The sequence below is a fragment of the Klebsiella sp. GB_Kp056 genome, assembly GCF_040064755.1.
Lineage (GTDB): Bacteria > Pseudomonadota > Gammaproteobacteria > Enterobacterales > Enterobacteriaceae > Klebsiella > Klebsiella quasipneumoniae.
This window is the reverse complement of record NZ_JBEAJA010000053.1, coordinates 183,426-208,454: the sequence shown is the minus strand read 5'-3', so window position 1 is coordinate 208,454 and position 25,029 is coordinate 183,426. Positions and strand designations below refer to the sequence as shown.

Genomic DNA, 25,029 nt, shown 5'->3' with positions numbered 1-25,029 from the left:
TAAGCAATAACGATAAGGATTAAAGCTATGGGTTTTCTTTCCGGTAAGCGCATTTTGATCACTGGCGTCGCCAGCAAACTGTCCATCGCCTACGGTATTGCGCAGGCAATGCACCGCGAAGGCGCGGAACTGGCATTCACCTATCAGAATGAAAAACTGAAAGGTCGTGTTGAAGAGTTTGCTGCCGCGCTGGGTTCTGACATTGTGCTGCCGTGCGACGTTGCTGAAGATGAGAGCATCACCGCGCTGTTCACCGAGCTGGAAAAAGTCTGGCCAAAATTCGATGGTTTCGTCCACTCTATCGGTTATGCCCCGGCTGACCAGTTAGACGGCGACTACGTCAACGCGGTCACCCGCGAAGGTTTCAAAATCGCGCACGACATCAGTGCCTACAGCTTCGTGGCGATGGCTAAAGCCTGCCGCACGATGCTGAACCCGGATTCTGCTCTGCTGACGCTCTCCTACCTGGGCGCCGAGCGCGCGATCCCGAACTACAACGTGATGGGTCTGGCGAAAGCCTCTCTGGAAGCGAACGTGCGCTATATGGCGAACGCGATGGGTCCGGAAGGCGTTCGCGTCAACGCTATCTCCGCCGGTCCGATCCGTACCCTGGCCGCGTCCGGTATCAAAGATTTCCGTAAAATGCTGGCGCACTGCGAAGCGGTCACCCCGATCCGTCGCACCGTCACCATTGAAGACGTGGGTAACAGCGCAGCCTTCCTGTGCTCCAACCTGTCTGCGGGTATCTCCGGTGAAGTCGTTCACGTTGATGGCGGGTTCAGTATCGCCGCTATGAACGAGCTGGAACTGAAATAAGTTCCTTCCCCTCCTCGCCCCGGTGAGGAGGGTTTTCCCTTCCCAGGCCTTGCGCTCTCCTTGTTATTCCAATCGGCTATTTGATAGCACGTATCAATATTTTCTCCTGCTTCCGGGTTACGCCAGGATAGTTCTGCATAAACGATCCGCGGAACGGCGGTTCGCCACATACCGAACAAGGAAAGCCCATGGAGCCACGCCGCGTGAATGGCAAAAACCACTGGTATCACGAAACCCAGTCAACAATCTGCCCGGTGGATGTCCTGCCGCTCGTCCCTGAAGCCGCCCATGTTGAAGACCGCTTTTTGCTGGACCTGACGCTGCCGGACGCCTGGCTACACGCCCACACAGGCTGGCTACGCCCCGCGCGCCAGCTCGCCGAGCGGCTGTTTCCCGACCAGGTGGCGGTAAGCCGCCTGCAAACCTTTACCGCCTACGATCGCCTGAGCACTGCGCTGACCGTCGCCCAGGTCTACGGCGTCCAGCGACTGTGTAACCACTATGCCGCCCGCCTGGCGCCCCTGCCGGGGCCCGACTCTTCGCGCGAGAGCAACCGTCGTCTGGCGCAGATCACCCAATACGCTCGTCAGCTCGCCGGTTCACCCTCCGTCATTAACGCCCTTTCCCGCAGCCAGCTGGACGAAGTGGGCCTGACCAGCCGGGATATTATCCTGATCAACCAGATTATCGGTTTCGTCGGCTTCCAGGCTCGGGCGATTGCCGTGCTGCAGGCGGCGCAGGGCTTCCCGGTGCGCTGGATCCCCGGCATGCCGCAGCAAGAGGAGGCGCCCGCCGGCCTGTTCGCCATCCCGCCGGGAGAGTGGCAAACCGACATAGAAGATCCCGATCTGCAGTATGCCGATGACGAGCGCCAGCGGCGCATCGCCAGCTGGCAGTCGCTGCCCGGCCTGGGCCCGCTGGCTCCGCTGCTGGCCTGCGACCCGCAGTTGATGGCGCCGCTGGAGACGCTGTTACGCCAGCTCAGCGGCAACGATACCTTTGGCCCGCAGGTCGCCTTACTCACCGCGCGCACCAATGGCAGCGCCACCTGTTTTGACGCCTGGCTCCCCCACTGGCACGGTGAAGAAGCGTTCGCCAGCCATTTACGGGAGGGCGATCAGGCTCTCCATCGCTGGCTTGGGCAGGATCCTCAGTCGCGCGCGCTCGTTACCGCGGTACAGTTGTTAACCCGCTCCCCGGACCGGTTTAGCGCCGCCCAGTTAACACCCCTCGGCGAATATGGACTCTCAGCGGAAGAGGCGATCGATCTGTTAACCTGGAGCGGGCTGTGCGGCTGGATGAATCGTCTGAAAATCGCCCTCGGCAATGTGCGTCAGCAGACGTAAATTGCTGAAACAGCGCTTGCTGCGACAGGCATAATCGCGTAAAAATGTCAGCCGCTCTTTTAGCCACGAAAATACCTAATTATGTTTCAGGATAACCCGCTGCTAGCGCAGCTTAAACAGCAACTGCATTCCCAAACGCCGCGCGCGGAAGGGGTCGTTAAGGGCACGGAAAAGGGCTTTGGCTTCCTCGAAGTGGACGCTCAGAAGAGCTACTTCATTCCGCCGCCGCAGATGAAAAAAGTGATGCATGGCGACCGTATCGTTGCGGTGATCCATTCTGAAAAAGAACGCGAAAGCGCCGAGCCGGAGTCGCTGGTTGAGCCTTTCCTGACCCGTTTCGTCGGTAAAGTCCAGAAGAAAGACGATCGCCTCGCTATCGTTCCTGACCATCCGCTGCTGAAAGACGCCATTCCCTGCCGCGCCGCCCGTGGCGTTGAGCATGATTTCAAACAGGGTGACTGGGCCGTCGCTGAAATGCGCCGTCATCCGTTAAAAGGCGACCGCGGATTTTACGCGGAGCTGACCCAGTTCATCACCTTCAGCGACGACCACTTCGTCCCGTGGTGGGTGACGCTGGCGCGCCATAATCTGGAAAAAGAGGCACCGGACGGCGTCGCCACCGAGATGCTTGACGAAGGGCTGACACGCCGCGATTTGACCGCCCTCGACTTCGTCACCATTGACAGCGCCAGCACCGAAGATATGGACGATGCGCTGTATGTCGAATCTGGCGCCGACGGCAAACTGTTGCTGACGGTGGCGATCGCTGACCCGACCGCATGGATTGCCGAAGGCAGCAAGCTGGACAACGCCGCAAAAGTACGCGCCTTTACCAACTATCTGCCGGGCTTCAACATCCCGATGCTGCCGCGCGAACTGTCAGACGACCTGTGTTCCCTGCGTGCCGATGAAGTGCGCCCGGTGCTGGCCTGCCGGATGACCCTGGCGGCCGATGGCACCATTGAAGACAACATCGAGTTCTTTGCCGCCACCATCGAATCGAAAGCCAAGCTGGCCTATGACGACGTCTCTGACTGGCTGGAAGGCCGCGGCAGCTGGCAGCCGGGCAGCGAGGCGATCGCGCAGCAAATTACGCTGCTGAAGGACGTGTGTCAGCGTCGCAGCGAATGGCGTCAGACCCACGCGCTGGTGTTTAAAGACCGCCCGGATTACCGTTTCGTCCTCGGCGAAAAAGGCGAAGTGCTGGACATCGTCGCGGAACCGCGTCGTATTGCCAACCGTATTGTCGAAGAGTCGATGATCGCCGCCAACATCTGTGCCGCCCGCGTTCTGCGCGACAAGCTCGGCTTCGGCGTTTATAACGTCCACACCGGCTTCGACCCGGCGAATACCGAACAGCTGGCTGCCCTGCTGAAGACCCACAACGTACACGTTGATCCGACGGAAGTGCTCACCCTGGAAGGTTTCTGCAAGCTGCGCCGCGAACTGGACGCCCAGCCGACCGGTTTCCTCGACAGCCGCATACGTCGTTTCCAGTCGTTTGCTGAAATCAGCACCGAGCCGGGCCCGCACTTTGGTCTCGGTCTTGAGGCCTACGCCACCTGGACCTCGCCGATCCGTAAGTATGGCGACATGATCAACCACCGTCTGCTTAAGGCCATCATCAAAGGCGAAACCATTGCGCGCCCGCAGGATGAAGCCACCGTGCAGATGGCGGAGCGCCGTCGTCTCAACCGCATGGCCGAACGCGATGTCGCCGACTGGCTGTATGCCCGTTTCCTCAACGATAAAGCCGGCACGGATACCCGCTTTGCGGCGGAGATCATCGACATCAGCCGCGGCGGGATGCGCGTGCGTCTGGTGGACAATGGCGCGGTCGCCTTTATTCCGGCCCCGTTCCTTCACGCCGTGCGCGACGAACTGGTCTGCAGCCAGGAAAACGGCACCGTGCAGATTAAGGGAGAAGTGGTCTACAAAGTGACCGATGTTATCGATGTCACTATCGCTGAAGTCCGCATGGAAACTCGTAGCATCATTGCTCGTCCGGCTGCCTGACGTCTCATCACAGCGGTTCCTCCGGGAACCGCTCCTTCTTTCCTCCCTGTCCCGCCATTTCCGTCGCACCGATTAAGGTTGTGCGTTTTTTTCGCTTCTCTTTTTCACCCATTTTTAGCATCATTGATTTCATTCGTTTTTGTTACCAGGATAATGCCATGTCAGATGTGAATGCCCACCTGCTCGCCCAACGTATCGATACCGTGCTGGATATTCTGGTTGCCGGTGATTACCACTCTGCGATCCATAATCTGGAGATCCTCAAAGCGGAGCTGCTGGCGCTGGCGGCAGACGACGCCGAGCAAAACAAACCACCCAAAGCGCCCTGGGAAATCTGATTATCGCCCACATGCCGCAACCGGCGATGCTGACCGGTTGCTCGCCGTATAGCCCCCTAACAGTGATGTTGCTATGAACGCCCGACAACAAAGTATTTTGCAAGTGGTCATCGATAAAGGCCGCATGAGCGTCGCCGATCTGGCGAAGATGACCGGAGTTTCAGAGGTCACCATCCGTCAGGATCTGAACCTGTTGGAGAAGCAGAGCTATCTGCGCCGTACCCATGGCTACGCCGTCCCACTGGACAGTGAAGATGTCGAAACCCGCATGATGACCCATTTCGCCATTAAGCGTGAACTGGCCAGCCGCGCCGCGGCGCTGGTGAATGCCGGCGAAACGGTATTTATCGAAAACGGCAGCAGCAACGCCCTGCTGGCGCGCACCCTGGCCGAACGCGGCGATATCACCATCATCACCGTCAGCAGCTATATCGCCCATCTGCTGAAAGAGACGCCGGGAGAGGTAATCCTGCTGGGCGGGATTTACCAGAAACGCAGTGAAAGTATGGTTGGCCCACTGACCCGCCAGTTCATCCAGCAGGTGCATTTCAGTAAAGCCTTTATCGGGATCGATGGCTGGCAGGCGGAAACCGGCTTTACCGGTCGCGATATGATGCGTGCGGACGTGGTTAACGCCGTTCTGGAGAAGCACTGCGAAGCGATTATCCTCAGCGATAGCTCAAAATTCAGCGCGGTGCACCCCTATCCGCTTGGGCCAGCCGGCCGCTTCAATCGTGTTATCACCGACGATCGTCTGCCGAACGACTGCCGTGAGCAGTTGCTGCGCAGCGGCCTGACTGTGGATATTGTACCCTACGTCTGATGTGTCTCCGCCCCGTCCCAGCCAAGCGTCGGACGGGCGCGTTAACGCTCTGAGAGTATTCCGAGCCGGTAATTAAGACTTTTTACCTGACGCTAAATTTTAAAAAAAGTAAAATTATTATTAGCGATATAACAGGAAGTGACTATCACCTGCGTGATTTTCGTGATACCTGCGCACCCTAACTTCATGGAGTTGCCCTAAAGCTGCTTTATCAGGCTATGCTTACAGGAGCGCTGTAATCCATGAATAGATTATTCAGGAGAAAAAAATGATGACTTCAACGAGCAAAAAAATGGCTGCTGTTGTTCTGGCTGTCACTGTAGCAATGTCTCTGAGCGCTTGCTCTAACATGTCTAAACGCGATCGTAACACTGCTATCGGCGCAGGTGCCGGCGCCATCGGCGGTGCGGTGTTAACTGACGGTAGCGCACTCGGTACCCTGGGTGGCGCAGCAGTCGGTGGTATTATTGGTCACCAGGTCGGCAAATAATATATTTATCTGACGAAATAAAAGAATAATTCACACGAATTGACTTACGCACGTTAAAACATTCAAGGCCGCGGCATTCACCGCGGCCTTGTTATTTCACCAGGCCATTAATTAGGGTTGAAATAACAATTAGCCGCCGGCTAACTTCACCTTCATCCCTTTCGCCTCGAGCAGCGACTTCAGTAAATCCCGTTTGTCGCCCTGGATCTCGATCACGCCATCTTTCACCGCGCCGCCGCAGCCGCATTTCTTCTTCAGCTCTGCCGCCAGCGCAGTGAGCGCCGCATCGTCGGCATCAATTCCGCTAATCAGACAGACGCCTTTGCCCTTGCGGCCGCTGGTCTGGCGCTGGATCCGCACAATACCGTCGCCTTTCGGGCGCACCGGCGCCGGTTTCGCCTCGTCGATACGCCCGGTTTCGGTGGAGTAGACCAGACGGCTGTTGGAATCGCTCATTATGCCCCCTTGCGCAGAGAATCGTTGATCGCCCGCAGCGTCGCGGCTGGATCGGTCGACTGGGTAACCGGGCGGCCAATAACCATATAGTCCACCCCTGCCGCCTGAGCCTGCTCGGGAGTCATGATCCGCCGCTGATCGCCAGCGTCGCTGCCCTGCGGACGGATACCCGGGGTGACCAGCTTGAACGCCTGCCCCAGCTCTTGCTTAAAGCGTACCGCCTCCTGAGCTGAACACACCACCCCGTCGAGGCCGCAGCGTTGGGTCAGCGCCGCCAGCTTCGCCGCGTAGTCAGCCGGGGATAAGGTAATGCCCAGATCCTGCAGGTCGCTGGACTCCATGCTGGTGAGGACGGTGACGGCGATGAGCAGCGGCGCGTCTTGACCAAAGGGCAGCAGCGCTTCGCGCGCCGCGGTCATCATCCGCGCGCCGCCGGAGGCATGGACATTCACCATCCATACGCCAAGCTCGGCAGCGGCCGCCACCGCGCGGGCGGTAGTGTTGGGAATATCGTGAAACTTAAGGTCCAGGAACACCTCAAACCCACGCTGATGCAGATCGCGGACAAACTGCGGTCCCAGCAGGGTGAACATCTCTTTGCCCACCTTCAGGCGGCAGTCGCGCGGGTCGATGCGGTCGACAAATGCCAGCGCTTTATCGCGATTATCATAGTCGAGCGCAACCACAACGGGAGAGGAAGTGACAGCGCGGGAAGATGGGATAGCTGTTGACGTCATGACCAGACCTTAGTGTTGATGGGCGCCAGAGGGCGCAAAAAAGGTAAACGGGCAGCATTCTACCTGTGAAGCTAACAAAATAACAGGCTGCTGTTTTGCCCTGCGCGGCCGATGGCGATGCCGGGGCTGCAGGCGGTGACGGGGAAGAAATGATAAGTATGTTGTAACTAAAGCGCCTCTTTTTTTTGTCCTTACTGGCCGTCGAGGCCGCGAATAGGTTTGATGGTCGCCCAGGAGCGGCAGGACGGACAATGCCAGTAGAGAGTATGAGCGGTAAAGCCGCATTTCTGACAACGGTAGCGCGGTTTGCTGCGCACCTGTTCGCCGACCATGTTTCGCAGCACCCCAAGGCTTTCTTTCGCCCGCCCTTCTTCCGCTTCGTTGAGATGGTAGTCCATCAGCTTATGGAATACGCGCATGGTCGGGTGGCGCTCAAGCTGCCGGGTCACGTAGTTTTGCGCCGCTTCGACCCCTTCCCGCTGCTCAAGGATCTGCGCCAGCATCAGTTCGGCGGTCGCCCCGGCGTTCTCCTCCACACAGCGGCGCAGGAAAACTTCCCATTCATCGGCTTTGCCGAGCTGCTGGTAGCAGGTCTGCAGCATCTCCAGCGTCTCACCCACCAGCTCTTTATCCTGATCGATAACCCGCTCGAGGCTCTCCACCGCTTTGGCGTAGTCGCCCTTCTCCATCCACACCCGGCCCATCATGATCGAAACCCGGGCGCTGTTGCGGTCCGCGGCGGCGCCTTTCTTCAACAGCGCCATCGCCTTATCCAGATCGTTGGCCGCCATCTGCTGCAGGGCCAGTTCGCACCAAAAGTTGGCGATTTCGCCACGATGCTTCTCTTTCCCCAGCTTCACCAGCCGTTCAGCCACCTCGATAGCCGACTGCCAGTCGCTGGTCGCCTGGTAGATCTGCAGCAGCTGCTGCAGCGCGCCGAGGCGAAAATCGGTCTCATCCACCAGCTGTTTGAACATATCTTCCGCGCGGTCATACAGCCCGGCGGCCATATAGTCGCGCCCCAGCTGTTGCACCGCCAGCAGGCGCTGGTCGTAGGTGAGCGACGCGCTTTCCATCAGACTCTGGTGAATACGGATCGCGCGGTCGACCTCGCCGCGCGAGCGGAACAGGTTGCCGAGGGTCAGGTGGGCCTCAACGGTGCCGGTATCCTCTTTCAGCATATCAAGGAACAGATCGACGGCTTTATCCTGCTGGTTGCTAAGCAGAAAGTTTACCCCCGCCACGTAATCCCGTGACAGGCGGCTCGCGTCGTCCTGTTTGGACTGTTGTGCACTTCTGCGCCCCATGTACCAGCCGTAGGCGGCGGCAACGGGTAAAAGCAGAAACAACAACTCCAGCATAAGAGGTTATTCCTTCACCGCAGGCACGCCTGCCTCGACAGCCGCCGGGCTGACAGGAGCAATCTGGTGCTCAAGGCGCTTAATTTTCCGCTCCGCGCGCGCCAGCGAGACGCGCACCCGCAGCCAGAACAGGCCGCAGATCAGCCAGCCGATGGCAAAGCCCGCAGCGAACAGCACCGCCAGCAGCGTCGAAATGCGGAATTCACCCTGAGCGAGCAAATAGTTGAAAGTGACCTGTTGGTCATTCTGCGCCCCCAGCGTCACTGAAATGACGAAGATTGCTAACACCAGTAAGAAAATGAGTAAATATTTCACATGACTTCCCGTTCTGTGGGTTGCGCGTAAAAAGCCCGCTTTCAGCCCTATAAAGTATCATTTTCGCCGCAGCGGTGGAACGAAAAAGCACGGCAACTCGACAGGATATGCGGTCGGATGCCGCTAAAATCAACATTATTCCGCTTCAGGCATCCGTTTTTTAATATCCTGCGCCTCTTCCCCCGGCGGCGAGAGCGGCCCGCAAAGACGCTGCGTCAGCCAGCAGGCCACCGTGACCAGCAGCCAGGAGATCAGCGTAGCGACGATGAGATCCAGCGGCCAGTGCATACCGAGCGCCAGGCGACTCCCCATCACCGCCGTCGCCCACGCCAGCAGTACCGCGATCGTGCCCCAGCGCCGACGCGGCCACAGCAGCCCGGCAGCGAGCAGCGCCCAGCTGGCGGCGAACATCGTATGGCCTGACGGGAATGCAAACCCGGTCTCTTTCTGCCAGTGTTTGCGTAAAAACGGCGGGATGTCCTGCGCCTGCGCCAGCTGCTCATGCACCAGTTTAGCGCGTTCTTTGCGCTTTAACGCGTAGAATTGCGTCACCGGCACCTGCCTGGCGTTTTCCAGCCAGATGACAAACGGTCTCGGCTCCTGAACCCGCGCCTTGACCCAGGATTTGGTCCCCTGTCCCACCAGGATGGCGGCGGCAAGAATGAGGAACAGGATCAGCGCCGCGCGCAGGCGAAAGCGCAGGCACCAGAGAAACCAGGCGCACAGCACAACATGGGTGATAATTCCCCACGGCTGGGTCACCGTTTCCGTCACCCACCAGAGGCTTTTCAGCCATACCACCGGCAGTCCTGGCTGCCACAGCCAACCAGACAGCCAGACCGTGAGGGGCATGACCAGCAGCAGCGCCGCCGCGAGAGCGGTTCGTCGGGCAATCAACAGCATTTTCTCTCCTTCTCCTTGTAGATGAACATCATAGCGGAAAGTAGATCGTTTGTGCGCTTTCCGCGCGGCTAACCGTTCGTGATTAGGAGAACGTCCCGGCGTTGTGGCAAAATAGCGGTAAACAGAAAGCACATTCAGGTGCTGACAGAATCTGGAGAATCACATGCAGCTTAAACGTGTGGCAGAAGCCAAACTGCCAACCCCCTGGGGCGATTTCCTGATGGTGGGTTTTGAAGAACTGGCAACCGGACAGGATCATGTCGCGCTGGTATACGGCGATATTTCAGGGCAGTCGCCGGTGCTCGCCCGCGTCCATTCAGAATGTCTGACGGGCGATGCCTTGTTTAGCCTGCGCTGTGATTGCGGCTTTCAGCTGGAGGCGGCCCTGTCGCATATCGCCGAAGAAGGCCGGGGGATCCTGCTCTATCATCGTCAGGAAGGTCGCAACATTGGTTTATTGAATAAGATTCGCGCCTACGCGCTGCAGGATCAGGGTTATGACACTGTCGAAGCGAACCATCAGCTTGGCTTCGCCGCCGATGAACGCGACTTCACCCTGTGCGCCGATATGTTCAAGCTGCTCAACGTTGAGCAAGTGCGGTTATTAACCAACAACCCGAAAAAAGTGGAAATCCTCAGCGAAGCCGGGATTAACATTGTGGAGCGCGTTCCGCTGATCGTCGGGCGCAACCCGAAAAACGCCCACTATCTGGACACCAAAGCCGCCAAGATGGGCCATCTGCTGAACAGCAAGCCGGCGGAATAATACCGGCGGCAGCGTAAAGAGAGGGCCAGCGATGCTGGCCCTTCGTTTTACAGCATATTGCGAATGACGTAGTGCAAAATGCCGTCGTTGCGGTAGTAGGTGAGTTCGGTCGCCGTGTCGATACGACACCGGCAGGCGATCACCTCCTGCGAGCCGTCAGCGCGGGTGAGGGTCACTGGCACCGTGGCGCCGGGCTGCAGCGACTGCAGGTTACTGACATCAATCCGCTCTTCGCCGGTCAACTGTAGCGTTTTACGGGTGACGCCCTGCGGGAACTCCAGCGGCAGAATACCCATCCCGATCAGGTTGGAGCGGTGGATACGTTCGAAGGACTCGGCGATCACCACCCGGATCCCCAGCAGGCGCGGCCCCTTCGCCGCCCAGTCGCGACTGGAACCTGAGCCATACTCCTTACCAGCAATCACCGCCAGCGGTATGCCCTCAGCTTTATACAGCATCGCTGCATCGTAGATCGCCACCGGTTCGCGGTCCGGCAGATGGCGGGTCATGCCCCCTTCCACCCCCGGCACCATTTCGTTGCGGATGCGGATATTGGCGAAGGTGCCGCGCATCATCACCTCATGGTTACCGCGACGGGAGCCGTAGGAGTTAAAGTCGCGCCGGGCAACCCCATGCTCCTGCAGATAGCGGCCTGCCGGACTATCGGCTTTGATGCTTCCCGCCGGCGAAATGTGGTCAGTGGTCACTGAATCGCCCAGCATGGCGAGGATCCGCGCGCCGTGAATATCCTCCACCGGCAGCGGCTCAATGCCCATCTCGTCAAAGAACGGCGACAGGCGAATATAGGTCGAATCTTCCTGCCAGTCGTAGGTATCTGACGCCTCCACCTTGATCGCCTTCCACTCCTCTGTCCCGGAAAACACTTCCGCGTACTCTTTGCGGAACATCTCCGTGGAGACCTGTTCCACCGCGCGGGCAATCTCCTCCCCGCTCGGCCAGATATCTCTCAGATAGACCGGCTCGCCGTCGCTGCCCTGCCCCAGCGGCTCGCGGGTAAGATCGATGTTCATGTTCCCGGCCAGCGCGTAAGCGACCACCAGCGGCGGCGAGGCCAGCCAGTTGGTTTTCACCAGCGGGTGGATACGCCCTTCGAAGTTACGGTTACCGGAGAGCACCGCCCCGACGGTGAGGTCGCCTTTTTTGATTGCTTCTTCAATAGGTTCCGGCAGCGGGCCGGAGTTACCGATACAGGTGGTACAGCCATACCCCACCAGATTGAAGCCGAGCTGGTCGAGGTAAGGCGTCAGGCCGGCATGGGCCAGATAATCCGACACCACTTTCGAGCCCGGGGCCAGAGAAGCTTTCACCCACGGCTGCGGCTGCAGTCCGCGTTCGACGGCTTTTTTCGCCAGCAGGCCGGCGGCCATCAGCACGCTGGGGTTGGAGGTGTTGGTACAGGACGTGATCGCCGCAATGGCCACAGCGCCATCCGGCAGCGAATAGTGATGCCCGTTCAGCGTATACGCCACCGGCTGGCGCTGACGCTGAAGGTGGTTAACCTCCAGCTCGCCGCTGGCGGCAAAGGCTTTCGGCACATCGCCGAGCGCCACGCGATCCTGCGGCCGCTTCGGCCCGGCGAGGCTTGCTTCAACGCTGCCCATATCCAGCGCCAGGGTACTGGTAAAGACCGGCTCATCGCCCGGCTGGCGCCACATGCCCTGCGCTTTGGCATAGGCTTCCACCAGCGCCACCTGTTCTTCGCTACGTCCGCTGAGGCGCATATAGCTGAGCGTCACGTCATCGATCGGGAAGAAACCGCAGGTGGCGCCATACTCTGGCGCCATATTGGCGATGGTGGCGCGGTCGGCCAGGGGTAAGGTATCCAGACCGTCACCGTAGAACTCAACAAATTTTCCGACAACGCCGTGCTGGCGCAGCATCTGGGTGACCGTCAGGACCAGGTCAGTAGCGGTAATGCCTTCGCGCAATTTGCCGCTGAGCTTAAAGCCTACCACATCGGGGATCAGCATCGACACCGGCTGGCCAAGCATGGCGGCTTCCGCTTCAATCCCGCCCACGCCCCAGCCCAGCACGCCGAGCCCGTTAATCATGGTGGTATGGGAGTCGGTACCCACCAGGGTATCCGGCCACGCCATCCACTTCCCATTCACCTCTTCGCTCCACACCGCCCGTCCGAGATATTCCAGGTTGACCTGGTGGCAAATCCCGGTGCCCGGCGGCACCACGCTGAAGCGGCTGAAGGCCTGCTGCCCCCAGCGCAGAAAAGCGTAGCGTTCGTGGTTACGTTCCATTTCCAGGCGGACGTTGTCTTCAAAGGCTTCGTCATCGCCGAAGCGGTCGACCGTCACCGAGTGGTCGATTACCAGGTCGACCGGCGACAGCGGGTTCACCTTCGCGGTATCGCCGCCCAGGCGTTTCACCGCCTCGCGCATGGCGGCCAGATCCACCACCGCCGGTACGCCGGTAAAGTCCTGCATCAGGACGCGGGCCGGACGATAAGCAATCTCCCTGTCGGCATGGGCCTGCTGCAGCCAACCGGCAAGGGCGCGAATATCTTCTTCAGTCACCGAGTCACCGTCCTGCCAGCGCAACAGGTTCTCCATCAGCACCTTCAGCGACTTGGGCAGTCGACTGAGATCGCCCAGCTGCTTCTCCGCCAGCGGCAGACTGTAGTAATGCCAGGTTTTCGCGTTAACCTGCAGCGTATCCTTACTGGCTTCTCGTAGGGTTGACGACATAGCTCCTCCTTTATCTCAGGGATGGCATACCCCGATTCTCCTCAGGGTCTCCATTAAAGATAACACATGCTGGGCATAACACTTTGATAACAACCCAAATTGCTAAATCTGATGTGACGGAGAGGGGTTAAAAGGGAATTATCTACGCGCAGAGGAAATAGCACCAAAATAGTGCAGAGAGGTCTTTTAAGCGATATTGTATTAGTACACGAGGACAAAAAAAGAGCTAATCATTACCTGCTGGCCGATTAGCTCTTGTGATTGATTTCAGGTTGGATGAATCCCGCGGCAAAATATATTCTCCCTGTATTGCCGGTCACTGATTTTATATTACAGTTTCCTTTCACTGTCATAAAAATGACATGTATCTACAACGATGACCTACAGCTTTAGCTGACAATCCAGATGTTGCAGATGGTGAGCGCGATGATGCTCCAGAACATCGCCAGCCCTACCAACACTACGCCCCATACGCGACTACGCAGAACGGGATCGATTTCGGTTTTGTCATTTTCGTATGACATCGCCAGTTTCATGTAATCGATATTACTTATCATATTGTCACCACCAATTGCTCAAATCATCAGGTACAGATAAATCTTAATTATGGATAAACGATTAATCCAGTGAATTTAGGCCTGATGGAATATATTTGACCGGTTATTTGATCGCGGCGGGCATTATGAAAAACGTGTTATCAGAAATTCTTAATTTTGTGATTGGTTCGAGGTTTAAGTTGTTAAATAAGGGCCATGATAGTTAATGGCACTCCTTACACGGAATGCCATTATTTTTAACGGGGTTATTTTTCCGGAAGTTTTATATCTTTGAACATCGCTTCAATATCTTCATTCGACCGTAGCGCCACTGCGGTATCCACGACATCCCGGGTCAGATGGGGTGCAAAACGTTGAATAAAATCATACATGTAGCTTCGTAAGAAGGTGCTACGGCGGAAGCCTATTTTAGTGGTGCTGTGGCTGAAAATACCGTTGGCATCCAGCTTCACCAGGTCCGGATCGGAGACCGGATCTACCGCCATGCTGGCAATCACCCCAACCCCCAACCCCAGGCGAACATAGGTTTTAATGACGTCGGCATCGGTAGCGGTAAAGACAATGCGCGGCGTCAGGCCCGCACGGTTAAACGCGGTGTCCAGTTCGGAGCGGCCGGTGAAGCCAAAGGTATAGGTCACCAGCGGGTACTGCGCCAGCTCTTCTATTGATACCGAGCCCCTGGAGGCCAGAGGATGCTCCGGCGTCACCACGATCGACCGGTTCCAGTGATAGCATGGCAGCATCACCAGGTCGTCATACAGATGCAGCGCTTCGGTAGCAATGGCGAAGTCGGCGTTGCCTTTCGACACGGCTTCGGCGATCTGGGTTGGCGAACCCTGATGCATATGGAGCGACACCCGCGGATAGCGTTCAATAAAGCCCTTGATCACCCCGGGCAACGCATAGCGCGCCTGGGTATGGGTGGTCGCCACGTACAGCGACCCTTTGTCCGGCCAGGTATGCTCCCCGGCGACAGATTTGATGGCATCGACTTTCGACAACACCTCGCGGGCAATACGGATGATCTCCTGCCCGGCAGGCGTCACCTGAGTCAAATGCTTGCCGCTGCGGGCAAAGATTTGGATGCCCAGCTCGTCTTCCAGCATACGCACCTGCTTACTGATGCCTGGCTGAGAGGTATAAAGCCCTTCGGCGGTGGATGAAACATTCAGGTTATGGTTAACCACCTCAACGATGTAGCGAAGCTGTTGTAGTTTCATGCTGATATCCGTTTGCGCGTAAAATGAAGCCGCTTAATACACTTTACGTTCAGGCAACTTGTCGCCGGTGAAGGCCAGGCCTCCCGGCAGTTGACCATAGTGGCGCCGCAACGCATCCTGAAAGCGATGATGTATAAGACGTTTTAATAATAAAAAAGGCATTAACTATAACCACTATATCATTTATATCAACACTGTATAGACGGTAACGAAAAATAATATAGGTGGTTATAAGAGGGTGAAAAGCGCGGAGAGAAAGGAAAACGACACGGCAGAGGCATCAATGGCCCCTGCCGGCCGCCAGAGCAGGAAAAGCGCCCTTTTCCTGCCTGATAATGGTCAGTTACTTTTTAGCTTCCGTCCATTTACCGTCGATAAAGAAGGCAGACCAGCCGGTCGCTTTGCCCTCTTTTTCGGACGCTACGTACTGTTGCTTCGTTTTACGGCTAAAGCGCACCAGCGTCTTATTGCCTTCCGGATCCTGCTGCGGCGCATCGGCGAGATAACGCAGTTTTTCCGGCAGACGATCGCGGAAGCGGTACAGCTCTTCCACCAGCGGCGCGCGCGTTTCCCGTGATTTCGGGAAGGTGTTGGCCGCCAGGAAGACGCCCGCGGCCCCGTCACGCAGTACGAAATAGGCGTCAGACTTCTCGCACGGCAGCTCCGGCAGCGGCACCGGATCTTCCTTCGGCGGCGCCACTTCCCCATTGCGCAGGATCTTACGCGTATTCTTACACTCGTCGTTGGTACAAGCCATGTACTTCCCAAAACGCCCCATCTTCAGGTGCATCTCGGAGCCGCACTTCTCGCACTCCACTACCGGACCGTCATAGCCCTTGATGCGGAACTCGCCCTCTTCAATCTCATAGCCATCGCAGGTCGGGTTGTTACCGCAGACGTGCAGTTTACGCTTGGGATCGATAAGGTAGCTGTCCATCGCCGTACCGCACTTCTGGCAGCGGCGTTTGGCGCGCAGCGCGTTAGTTTCGGCGTCATCGCCTTCCAGCACGTTGAGGACTTCGTTTTCCGGCACCAGGTTAATGGTGGTTTTGCAGCGCTCTTTCGGCGACAGGGCATAGCCCGAACAACCGAGGAAAACGCCGGTGCTGGCGGTACGGATACCCATTTTACGGCCGCAGGTCGGGCAGTCGATGCTGGTAAGCACCATCGGGTTCGGCTGCATGCCGCCCTCTTCCGGATCTTTCTCCGCCGTCTCCAGCTGGGTGGTAAAATCGCCGAAGAAGTGGTTCAGCACCTCTTTCCACTCGGCCTGGTGGTTAGCCACCTGATCGAGACGATCTTCCATCTGCGCGGTGAAGTCGTAGTTCATTAGATCGCGGAAGTTCTCTTCCAGTCGGTCGGTGACGATCTCGCCCATTTTCTCCGCGTAGAAACGACGGTTTTCCACTCGCACGTAACCACGATCCTGAATGGTGGAGATAATCGAGGCATAGGTCGACGGACGGCCGATGCCGCGTTTTTCCAGCTCTTTAACCAGCGAGGCTTCGCTGAAGCGCGCCGGCGGCTTGGTAAAGTGCTGCGCAGGCGTCAGCTCGACCAGGCTCAGCTGGTCGCCCTGTTTGACCAGCGGCAGGGTCCGGTCTTCATCGCCCTTGCGCAGGGCCGGCATCACTTTGGTCCAGCCGTCGAAGCGTAAGGTACGACCGCGCGCTTTCAGTTTGAAATCGCCCGCCGCCACGGTCAGCGTCGTGGAGTCGTACTGCGCCGGCGTCATCTGACAGGCGACAAACTGGCGCCAGATCAGCTGATACAGTTTCTGCGCATCCGCTTCCATATCTTTCAGCGTTTCCGCCAGCACGTTCACATCAGACGGACGAATCGCTTCGTGCGCTTCTTGTGAATTTTCTTTGCTGGCGTACTGATTCGCGCTTTCCGGCAAATATTTTTTACCAAACTTATCGCTGATATAACCGCGAACCATGTTCAGCGCGTCCTGACTCAGGTTGGTGGAGTCGGTACGCATATAGGTGATGTGCCCCGCCTCATAGAGACGTTGAGCCATCATCATGGTCTTTTTCACACCGAAGCCGAGACGGGTGCTGGCCGCCTGCTGCAGGGTGGAGGTGATGAACGGTGCGCCCGGCTTACTGCTGGTCGGCTTGTCTTCCCGCTCCAGTACGCTGTAGCTGGCTTTTTCCAGCAGCGATACCGCCGCCATCGTCTCATCACGGCTGACCGGACGGAATGGCTTATCATCCTTATGGGTCACCTGCAGCGGCAGCGCGTCGCCGCCCGGCGTGGTGGTACTGGCATCAACTTCCCAGTACTCTTCCGGGACGAACGCTTTGATTTCACGCTCACGCTCCACCACCAGGCGGACCGCGACGGACTGCACGCGCCCGGCAGAAAGACCACGGGCGATTTTTTTCCACAGCAGCGGCGAAACCATATAACCCACCACGCGGTCCATAAAGCGACGCGCCTGCTGGGCGTTAACCCGATCGATATTCAGCTCGCCCGGCTTTTCGAAAGCCTGACGAATGGCGTTTTTGGTGATCTCATTGAACACCACGCGGCTGTAACGCTGCTCATCGCCGCCGATGACTTCCCGCAGGTGCCAGGCAATGGCTTCCCCTTCGCGGTCAAGGTCGGTTGCGAGATAGATGTGGTCAGCTTTTTCCGCCAACTGTTTGAGTTCGGAAACTACCTTTTCTTTACCCGGAAGTACTTCATAATGCGCATTCCAGTCATGCCATGGGTCCACGCCCATGCGGTTAACCAGAGCACCACGTTCGTCCTTTTTAGGCTTTTTAGCCCCTTTGGTGGCGGTAGAGTCGGTGCTCTTTTTGGAAGCTGATCCACTGGTCGGCAAATCGCGGATATGACCGACGCTGGATTTCACCACGTAGTCATTACCCAGATACTTATTGATCGTTTTGGCTTTTGCCGGGGACTCAACGATAACGAGAGCTTTACCCATATTCACCTTTACCTAATTTGATTCATCCAGGAATACATCGCACATTCATACACCCTCCACTGGCGACTGCCTCATATGTTGCGGCACCGTCGGTGAATATCAACCCAGAACACCTGTTTCAACTCCGTAAAACCAGGCGCTTGAGTTTGCTGACCTTTTTTCGTCAGGTGACATAGCACGAAGAATTTTTGGCCGAATGTCAAGCAAATCTGTTGCCAGATCGCCGAAAGCGTCACACTGTACCTGATAAAATTCGTTACGCAACTTTATTAGCATGCAAAAGCGAATCACGCCAGTAAACGGCTGTTTCTCCACTGGTTACGATTACCCCTGTTTTGTCCATGGAAAATTTGCCCCGCGCCGCCGTGCGGCGTAAACTACGCCCGGAGAAAAAGAGGAGTCCGTTATGCAAGGTACAACCCAACCAATCGATCGCCAGACGCTGCTCGAAAAAGCCAACAAACTTATTCGCGAACATGAGGATACGTTAGCCGGTATCGAAGCCACCGACGTCGTTCAGCGCAACAATGTCCTGGTGTTTAGCGGTGAGTTTTATCTTGATGAGCAGGGTCTGCCGACGCCAAAGAGTACAGCGGTATTTAATATGTTTAAGTACCTCGCCCATGAGCTGTCGGACAAATATCACCTTGTCGATTAAGACCGGAGTAAATTAAGACCGCTCTAAACGAGAACGCGAGGCAGAGCCTCGCGTTTTATCATCTACATCAGCGGCTTCTGTCCGCGCTGCCACCAGCGCAGCAGCAGTCGATCGGCACTCTCCGCCGCGCTACCGGTGAAGCGATCGAGCATTTTCTTACGCTGTTGATAACGCACCCCGATCACCTCGTGGCTTTCCATTAATCCCAGCAGCAGCTCATCGCTGGTTTCAACCGCATCCACCAGCCCTTTTTCCAGCGCCTGTACCCCGTACCAGTGCTCGCCAGTGGCCACCTGCTCAATATCAAGGCCCGGGCGCATCCGATGGACGAAATCCTTGAACAAATGGTGCGTCTCATTGAGATCCTCGCGGAACTTGCGCCGTCCTTCTTCAGTGTTTTCACCCAGCATAGTGAGCGTTCGTTTGTACTGTCCGGCGGTGTGCAGTTCGATATCAATATCTTTGTTCTTCAGGAAACGGTGCAGGTTTGGGATCTGCGCCACCACGCCAATAGAGCCGAGGATCGCAAACGGCGCCGAGACAATTTTGTTCGCCACGCAGGCCATCATATAGCCGCCGCTGGCCGCCACTTTATCGACCGCCACCGTCAGCGGGATCTGTTTGTCACGCAAGCGCTGCAGCTGAGAGGCAGCCAGCCCGTAGCCGTGCACCACCCCGCCGGGGCTTTCCAGACGAATCACCACCTGATCGCGCGCTTTCGCCGCGGCCAGCACCGCGGTGATCTCTTCGCGCAGGCTGGTGACCTCATGGGCATCCATACTACCTTTGAAATCCAGCACCCAGGCGCGCGGCTTGCCTTCCGGCTCCACGTTACCCAGCTTCGCCCGCGCTTTCGCCGCCTTTGCCTCTTGCTTTTGCTTTTTCTTCTGCGACTTATGCCACTGCTTCTGCTGCGGGCCATCCAGCAGGGCCACCGCCAGCGACTCCTTCATCTCTTTATAATGCTCGCTAAGATTCGTCACCCGCAGCTCGCCGCGCTGCTTCTTGCGCTGGGCCAGGTTGACGATAATAGCGGCAATCACCGCGATAGCGACGACAACGGTCGCGATCTTGGCTAAAAATAAGCCATATTGAGCAAGTAATTCCACGTTTTCACCTTGTGTAAAGCACTGACGTTGCTGCACAGTGTACATCAGCCCTTGGCGAGAAGTCTTTGTGCTTTGTGTCCTCTGCGCAGCGGATTCCGTTTTTTTTCAGCGAGGCTGAAATCGTTGCAAGATATTAATTTTGTGAATACTTTCCGCTTCGCCGATTGCAATGGCGGGCGCTTTCAGGCATAACAGCGCAAAAGTGAGATACCAAAGATGAAGCGCGATCGAGAGCCGATCGCCAAAGGAGTCGCCGTGCATTATCAACCGCAACGCCACTTGCTGAAAGATCGCATCATTCTGGTCACCGGGGCCAGCGACGGAATTGGCCGTGAAGCGGCCCTGACCTACGCCCGCTACAGCGCCAGCGTGATTCTGCTTGGCCGCAACGACGAAAAACTGCGCGCCGTCGCCCAGGAGATTGAACGCGAGGGCGGTATTTCCCCCCGCTGGTTTACTCTCGACCTGCTAACCTGCACGCCGCAGGCGTGTCAGCAGCTGGCGCAGCAGATCAGCATGCACTATCCCCGCCTTGACGGCGTGCTGCACAATGCTGGCCTGCTCGGCGATATCTGCCCGATGGATGAGCAGAAACCGGAGGTCTGGCAGCAGGTGATGCAGGTGAACGTCAATGGCACCTTTATGCTGACCCAGGCGCTTCTTCCTTTATTACTCCGTTCTGAATCAGGTTCGCTGGTCTTTACCTCATCCAGCGTCGGTCGTCAGGGTCGCGCCAACTGGGGCGCCTATGCCGTCTCCAAATTCGCTACCGAGGGGATGATGCAGGTGCTGGCCGACGAGTACCAAAGCCGCCACCTGCGCGTAAACTGCATCAACCCTGGCGGCACCCGCACCGGCATGCGCGCCAGCGCGTTCCCGACGGAAGATCCGCTGAAACTGAAAACCCCCGCTGACATTATGCCCGTCTATCTGTGGCTGATGGGCGACGACAGTCGTCGCAAGACGGGAATGACCTTCGACGCCCAACCGGGGCGTAAACCAGGAATTGCCCAATGAGTGATGAACGCTACCGCGAACGCCAGCAGCGGCTGAAAGATAAAGTTGACGCCCGGGTGGCGGCGGCCCAGGACGAACGCGGCATTGTGATGGTCTTTACCGGCAACGGCAAAGGCAAAACCACCGCCGCCTTTGGCACCGCGACCCGCGCCGTCGGCCACGGCAAAAAAGTCGGCGTGATCCAGTTTATCAAGGGGACCTGGCCTAACGGCGAGCGTAATCTGCTGGAGCCACACGGCGTCGAATTCCAGGTAATGGCGACAGGCTTTACCTGGAACACCCAGGACCGCGACAGCGATACCGCCGCCTGTCTGGCGGTCTGGGAGCATGCCCGCCGTATGCTTGCCGACGACCAGCTCGATCTGGTGCTGCTGGACGAACTGACCTACATGGTGGCCTACGATTACCTGCCGCTGGAGGCGGTGCTGAGCGCCCTACGTGAGCGTCCTGCCCACCAGTCGGTGATCATCACCGGCCGCGGCTGTCATCGCGATATTATTGAACTGGCGGATACCGTCAGCGAGCTGCGCCCGGTGAAACATGCCTTTGATGCCGGCATTAAAGCACAGATGGGGATTGACTACTGAGGGCCGGATACGGCGGAAGGAAGTCCGCGTTCCGGCGCAAAACCACCGGAACGCGCAACATTAACCGTTGGTCTTATTGCGGGTACTGGAACGGCGGTTGCTGTTATTACCCTGGCGCGGGTTAGCGCTGCTCTGGCTGTGGCGCTTCACCGCCCGGCGGATCTGATTGGCTTTCAACCGGCGACGATCTTTTTCAACGGCGACCTTAGAGCTGGTTTCCGGAGTGAGTTCCACCAGCTCGCGCAGGTAGTTGGTCTGCGCCAGGTCCAGCTCGGTATAGCCGCCGCGCGGCAGGCCTTTCGGCAGCAAAATATCGCCATAGCGCACGCGGATCAGGCGACTGACCTGCACGCCGACCGCTTCCCACAGGCGACGCACTTCGCGGTTACGCCCTTCGGTCAGGGTGACGTTGTACCACTGGTTAATCCCTTCACCGCCGGTGAATTTAATGGTTTTAAACGCCGCCGGACCATCCTCTAGCTGCACGCCGCGAGACAGTTGACGCAGCTTATCTTCATCCACCTGGCCGAAAACGCGAACGGCGTACTCACGCTCGACTTCACGGCTCGGGTGCATCAGACGGTTTGCCAGTTCGCCGTCGGTGGTGAACAGCAGCAGGCCGCAGGTGTTGACGTCCAGACGACCAACGGCAATCCAGCGTGCGCCGCGCAGTTTAGGCAGACGATCGAACACCGTCGGGCGCCCTTCCGGATCGTTACGGGTGCACAGTTCGCCTTCCGGCTTGTAGTAAGCCAGCACGCGGCAGATCTGCTCGGCGGACTCTTTCACCGAGATCAGATGGCCATCGATACGAATTTTTAAACCGGGGACGATTTCCACACGGTCGCCGAGGGTGGCGATTTTGCCATCGACGCTGACGCGGCCAGCTTCGATTTTCGCTTCAATTTCACGGCGGGAGCCGTGGCCGGCGCGGGCCAGCACTTTTTGCAGTTTCTCGCTCATTGAGCTTCCTTAAGGTGTCGCCTTCCCAGGCGTCTGGTATGCTTTATGAAACAATGAGGCCTTTATCAACAACTCATTGTTACGTATATACTTTTTACGTAAAGTCTCGCTGGCATGCGCAAAACATTCACCGCGAGCCCGTAATCGTGGCCGAACATACTACACTAACTTCGTCGGGAAAGCTTCTGTTCGCCGCATTGCGCCTTGAGTATGGAACAGATTTTGCGCGGACGCTTAGATTTGCGAGCAGCCTGAACCTGAAAAGACCTGGTGGGTCATTGATTATCAATCCGGGAAAGGAAATTTACAGATAACCCGCCTCCAGCGTGGATTGAGCAAGGGGTGGAATGCAGAAGCCATCCTCTGGATTTGATGGATAATTATTTTTTTAACGCCCCCATGACCAGGCGAAATAATTCCGGTGGATTATTGGTCGCGTCTAAAGCGCCATGCTGTTTTGCTTGTTCCTTATGCTGAGCAGCATTGGAGCTCGCATAGATAATGTATGGAATGTCTTTGCCCTTTCTTCTTAGCTCATCCAGGAGAGTATATCCCGCACGATCATCCCCAGGCCTCTTCATATCGGAAATAATCACATCAAACGACTGATTTTTTAGTCTTTCGAGAGCCTCGTCGGTAGATACTACATTAACAAACCTTATGCCCAGAGCTTCCATGGACTGACGTTCAAAGCGATTACCATTGGGTCTGTCATCAACCCACAAGATGACGGCATCACCCGCTCTTCGCAATACTCTCGGCGTTACAGCCTGAGTCACTACGTTGACGTCATCCAGAACGCTTTGCTCTACATTACCCTCGCCTTTAGCAATGGTACCTTTGCTGGCCAATGCAGCGGCAAGATTGGCACTAGACTCAGCCCCTTTATTGAAGGTCTCGACTTCAAAGCCGGGACCTTTAATGGAAAGGCGGCTGAGGTTTTCAAGAAACCGGTTGATTGCAGTTCCAAATCGACATAGAAAAAACAGAACAATAGCGGGCCAAATAACAACATTGATTAACGATATCAGCTCATGAAGCATAACCAGGTTCTCCCATGAGACTTTCAGGAGCCAGACAGGCTCCTGACCTTCGAGCGTTGCTTCAGCCCACTTTTCGTCAGATTACAGAAACGGCCTCACGTCGCCGACGCCTTCGCGCAGCACCACCGGAGCGTCTTCAGTGAGATCGATAACCGTGGTCGGCTGCTGTCCAAGGAAGCCGCCGTGGATAATGAGGTCCACGACTTTCTCCAGACGATCTTTGATCTCTTCCGGGTCGGATTCGGTAAAGTCGCTGCCGGGCAGCATCAGCGAGGTGGAGAGCATCGGTTCGCCTAAGGTCTCAAGCAACGCCTGAGCGATGGGATTGGACGGGACGCGCATACCAATGGTTTTACGCTTCTCCTGCAGCAGCCGGCGCGGCACCTCTTTCGTTCCTTTGAGGATAAAAGTGTAGTTGCCCGGCGTATTGTTTTTCATCAGGCGAAACGCCACGTTGTCCACAAAGGCGTAGGTTGACAGTTCGGACAGGTCGCGGCACATCAGGGTGAAGTTGTGGCCGTCCGGCAGCTGACGGATGCGGCAGATCCGCTCCATCGCGCCCTTGTCTTCAATTTTGCAGCCCAGCGCGTAGCCGGAGTCAGTAGGATAAACGATCACCCCGCCCTTACGCACAATCTCCACCGCCTGGTTAATCAACCGCGCCTGCGGGTTATCCGGATGGATATAAAAAAACTGGCTCATACTTCCCTCTCAATTTTTATTCGGCGGCCGCTTCCCAGCTGTGCCAGACGCCTTCGACGCCGGCAGGGAGCCAGAGCTTACGGCCAAGCTCGATCCACGCGCAGGGTTGATGGAAATCGGATCCCTGCGACGCCAGAAGACCAAACTGCACGGCCAGGGCGGCCAGTTGAGCGCGTTCGTGGGGCGCCTGCTGGCACTGGGCCACTTCCATGGCATCACCGCCCTGCTCGCTAAAGTGGGCCAACAGCCGCTTCAGCCACTTGGCGGAAAGATCGTAACGTCCGGGATGGGCTATCACCGCCTTGCCGCCAGAATGATGAATGACATCAATTGCTTGTTTTATTGTACACCACTGCGGCGGCACGTAACCGGTTTTCCCGCGGGCAAGGTATTTTTTGAAGACCTCCGCCATGTTCTTCGCGTGGCCGGCCTCCACCAGAAAACGGGCAAAATGGCCGCGGGTGACGGCGCCACCGTCCGCCAGCCGCAGCGCCCCTTCCCAGGCGTCGGGGATGCGCGCCTTCTCCAGACGCTCGGCAATCATCTGGCCGCGCTGCTGGCGCCGCGCTTTCTGCTCCTCCAGCAGGGCGGTCATCGCCGGGTGCGCAATATCAATATTGAGACCCACAATATGAATCTCGTGATTCTCCCAGAGGGTGGAAATCTCGACGCCGTTCACCAGGGTCAAGGGTAATCCGGCGCGGGCAATCTCTTCCCGGGCCGCCGGGATAGCCGCCACGCTGTCATGGTCGGTGATCGCCAGCGTGCCAACGCGCATCTCATGGGCGCGATGGACCAGTTCCTGCGGAGTCAGCCGCCCGTCAGAGGCGGTGGTATGGCTGTGCAGATCGTAAATCACTGCGTATTGGCTGTCGCTCAAAAGGACTCCTGCTGGACATCAACGTAAATAAGCGCATTATCATACCGACAGGCAGAGAAAATCTGCAAACAAGGGTTGACTTTATTCCATCGAACTAGTTAACTAGTACGCAAGTTCACATGAAGGGGTATCACGATGAAAATGCACTTTATCACTCTGCACAGCTGGTGGCGCACCTCCTGATAACGGGCGGCGTGATCGCGTTTTGCATTCAGCATACAGATACCCGGCCCGCCAATGAGCGGGCTTTTTATTGGACAAAAAT

At 57.2% G+C, this 25,029-nt stretch carries 24 protein-coding genes and 1 other annotated feature; of the genes, 10 read left to right on the top strand and 14 right to left on the bottom strand.

Annotated elements, in window-relative coordinates:
- Positions 1 to 27 precede the first annotated feature (27 nt).
- The 6 genes from fabI to osmB all read left to right on the top strand — a co-directional run bounded on the left by fabI (position 28) and on the right by osmB (position 5,829).
- Positions 28 to 816, top strand: coding sequence for an enoyl-ACP reductase FabI (fabI, locus tag ABLV52_RS14650; protein WP_023289343.1), 789 nt, complete (start codon positions 28 to 30; stop codon positions 814 to 816).
- Positions 817 to 1,004: 188 nt separating this feature from the next.
- Positions 1,005 to 2,162: a CMD domain-containing protein gene (locus tag ABLV52_RS14645; protein ID WP_348890545.1), complete on the top strand. Its 1,158-nt coding sequence runs from the start codon at positions 1,005 to 1,007 to the stop codon at positions 2,160 to 2,162.
- Between the two features lie 81 nt (positions 2,163 to 2,243).
- Positions 2,244 to 4,178: an exoribonuclease II gene (locus tag ABLV52_RS14640; protein WP_064154887.1), complete on the top strand. Its 1,935-nt coding sequence runs from the start codon at positions 2,244 to 2,246 to the stop codon at positions 4,176 to 4,178.
- 158 nt (positions 4,179 to 4,336) lie between these two features.
- Positions 4,337 to 4,516 (top strand): hypothetical protein, encoded by a 180-nt coding sequence (locus ABLV52_RS14635; RefSeq protein WP_004203883.1) that lies wholly within the window; start codon positions 4,337 to 4,339, stop codon positions 4,514 to 4,516.
- Positions 4,517 to 4,589: 73 nt separating this feature from the next.
- The gene (locus tag ABLV52_RS14630; protein WP_023289340.1) at positions 4,590 to 5,339 is read left to right on the top strand and encodes a DNA-binding transcriptional regulator YciT; all 750 of its coding nucleotides are present in this window, start codon (positions 4,590 to 4,592) and stop codon (positions 5,337 to 5,339) included.
- A gap of 271 nt (positions 5,340 to 5,610) precedes the next feature.
- The gene (gene osmB / locus ABLV52_RS14625; protein WP_002901783.1) at positions 5,611 to 5,829 is read left to right on the top strand and encodes an osmotically-inducible lipoprotein OsmB; all 219 of its coding nucleotides are present in this window, start codon (positions 5,611 to 5,613) and stop codon (positions 5,827 to 5,829) included.
- Positions 5,830 to 5,958: 129 nt separating this feature from the next.
- Here the strand turns inward: osmB and yciH are convergent, their stop codons facing one another.
- The 5 genes from yciH to pgpB form a co-directional block, all read right to left on the bottom strand.
- Positions 5,959 to 6,285 (bottom strand): stress response translation initiation inhibitor YciH, encoded by a 327-nt coding sequence (gene yciH / locus ABLV52_RS14620; protein ID WP_002901782.1) that lies wholly within the window; start codon positions 6,283 to 6,285, stop codon positions 5,959 to 5,961.
- On the bottom strand, positions 6,285 to 7,022 hold the full coding sequence (gene pyrF, locus ABLV52_RS14615; RefSeq protein ID WP_023289339.1) for an orotidine-5'-phosphate decarboxylase: 738 nt from the start codon (positions 7,020 to 7,022) through the stop codon (positions 6,285 to 6,287). Before pyrF ends, yciH begins: the two co-directional genes overlap by 1 nt.
- Before the next feature lie 191 nt (positions 7,023 to 7,213).
- The gene (gene lapB, locus ABLV52_RS14610; RefSeq protein ID WP_004203879.1) at positions 7,214 to 8,383 is read right to left on the bottom strand and encodes a lipopolysaccharide assembly protein LapB; all 1,170 of its coding nucleotides are present in this window, start codon (positions 8,381 to 8,383) and stop codon (positions 7,214 to 7,216) included.
- A gap of 6 nt (positions 8,384 to 8,389) precedes the next feature.
- Positions 8,390 to 8,698, bottom strand: coding sequence for a LapA family protein (locus ABLV52_RS14605; RefSeq protein WP_023289338.1), 309 nt, complete (start codon positions 8,696 to 8,698; stop codon positions 8,390 to 8,392).
- A 135-nt stretch (positions 8,699 to 8,833) separates the two neighbouring features.
- Positions 8,834 to 9,601: a phosphatidylglycerophosphatase B gene (gene pgpB / locus ABLV52_RS14600; protein WP_023289337.1), complete on the bottom strand. Its 768-nt coding sequence runs from the start codon at positions 9,599 to 9,601 to the stop codon at positions 8,834 to 8,836.
- Positions 9,602 to 9,764: 163 nt separating this feature from the next.
- Between pgpB and ribA the strand changes: the two genes are divergently transcribed.
- Positions 9,765 to 10,367 (top strand): GTP cyclohydrolase II, encoded by a 603-nt coding sequence (gene ribA / locus ABLV52_RS14595; protein ID WP_023289336.1) that lies wholly within the window; start codon positions 9,765 to 9,767, stop codon positions 10,365 to 10,367.
- Positions 10,368 to 10,414: 47 nt separating this feature from the next.
- Here the strand turns inward: ribA and acnA are convergent, their stop codons facing one another.
- The 4 genes from acnA to topA all read right to left on the bottom strand — a co-directional run bounded on the left by acnA (position 10,415) and on the right by topA (position 17,805).
- Positions 10,415 to 13,087 (bottom strand): aconitate hydratase AcnA, encoded by a 2,673-nt coding sequence (gene acnA, locus ABLV52_RS14590; RefSeq protein WP_023289335.1) that lies wholly within the window; start codon positions 13,085 to 13,087, stop codon positions 10,415 to 10,417.
- 389 nt (positions 13,088 to 13,476) lie between these two features.
- Complete coding sequence (locus tag ABLV52_RS14585) at positions 13,477 to 13,644, bottom strand: YmiA family putative membrane protein (protein WP_002901776.1); 168 nt, start codon at positions 13,642 to 13,644, stop codon at positions 13,477 to 13,479.
- 245 nt (positions 13,645 to 13,889) lie between these two features.
- On the bottom strand, positions 13,890 to 14,864 hold the full coding sequence (cysB, locus tag ABLV52_RS14580) for an HTH-type transcriptional regulator CysB (protein ID WP_004203875.1): 975 nt from the start codon (positions 14,862 to 14,864) through the stop codon (positions 13,890 to 13,892).
- 343 nt (positions 14,865 to 15,207) lie between these two features.
- Positions 15,208 to 17,805, bottom strand: a complete 2,598-nt coding sequence (topA, locus tag ABLV52_RS14575) for a type I DNA topoisomerase (RefSeq protein WP_023289334.1) — start codon at positions 17,803 to 17,805, stop codon at positions 15,208 to 15,210.
- 406 nt (positions 17,806 to 18,211) lie between these two features.
- Between topA and ABLV52_RS14570 the strand changes: the two genes are divergently transcribed.
- The gene (locus ABLV52_RS14570; protein WP_002901761.1) at positions 18,212 to 18,463 is read left to right on the top strand and encodes a YciN family protein; all 252 of its coding nucleotides are present in this window, start codon (positions 18,212 to 18,214) and stop codon (positions 18,461 to 18,463) included.
- Positions 18,464 to 18,525: 62 nt separating this feature from the next.
- Here ABLV52_RS14570 and sohB read toward each other — a convergent pair whose 3' ends face one another.
- On the bottom strand, positions 18,526 to 19,572 hold the full coding sequence (sohB, locus tag ABLV52_RS14565; protein WP_032429135.1) for a protease SohB: 1,047 nt from the start codon (positions 19,570 to 19,572) through the stop codon (positions 18,526 to 18,528).
- A gap of 255 nt (positions 19,573 to 19,827) precedes the next feature.
- Here sohB and ABLV52_RS14560 point away from each other — a divergent pair, with 255 nt between their 5' ends.
- Together ABLV52_RS14560 and cobO are read left to right on the top strand one after the other, a co-directional pair.
- Entirely contained in the window at positions 19,828 to 20,589 is a 762-nt protein-coding gene (locus ABLV52_RS14560) for a YciK family oxidoreductase (RefSeq protein WP_032452539.1), read from the top strand.
- Positions 20,586 to 21,176, top strand: coding sequence for a cob(I)yrinic acid a,c-diamide adenosyltransferase (gene cobO, locus ABLV52_RS14555; protein ID WP_023289331.1), 591 nt, complete (start codon positions 20,586 to 20,588; stop codon positions 21,174 to 21,176). The genes ABLV52_RS14560 and cobO overlap by 4 nt, the downstream gene beginning before the upstream one ends.
- Positions 21,177 to 21,236: 60 nt before the next feature.
- On the opposite strand, the gene rluB is transcribed toward cobO, so the two are convergent.
- The 4 genes from rluB to rnm all read right to left on the bottom strand — a co-directional run bounded on the left by rluB (position 21,237) and on the right by rnm (position 24,764).
- Positions 21,237 to 22,139 (bottom strand): 23S rRNA pseudouridine(2605) synthase RluB, encoded by a 903-nt coding sequence (rluB, locus tag ABLV52_RS14550; protein WP_023289330.1) that lies wholly within the window; start codon positions 22,137 to 22,139, stop codon positions 21,237 to 21,239.
- Between the two features lie 380 nt (positions 22,140 to 22,519).
- A complete protein-coding gene (locus ABLV52_RS14545; protein ID WP_023289329.1) occupies positions 22,520 to 23,182 on the bottom strand; it encodes a response regulator in 663 nt (220 codons plus the stop codon).
- Between the two features lie 81 nt (positions 23,183 to 23,263).
- Positions 23,264 to 23,884, bottom strand: a complete 621-nt coding sequence (locus ABLV52_RS14540; RefSeq protein ID WP_023289328.1) for an L-threonylcarbamoyladenylate synthase — start codon at positions 23,882 to 23,884, stop codon at positions 23,264 to 23,266.
- Positions 23,885 to 23,900: 16 nt separating this feature from the next.
- A complete protein-coding gene (rnm, locus tag ABLV52_RS14535) occupies positions 23,901 to 24,764 on the bottom strand; it encodes an RNase AM (protein ID WP_348890543.1) in 864 nt (287 codons plus the stop codon).
- A gap of 159 nt (positions 24,765 to 24,923) precedes the next feature.
- Positions 24,924 to 25,019, top strand: a sequence feature (Trp leader region).
- Positions 25,020 to 25,029 lie beyond the last annotated feature (10 nt).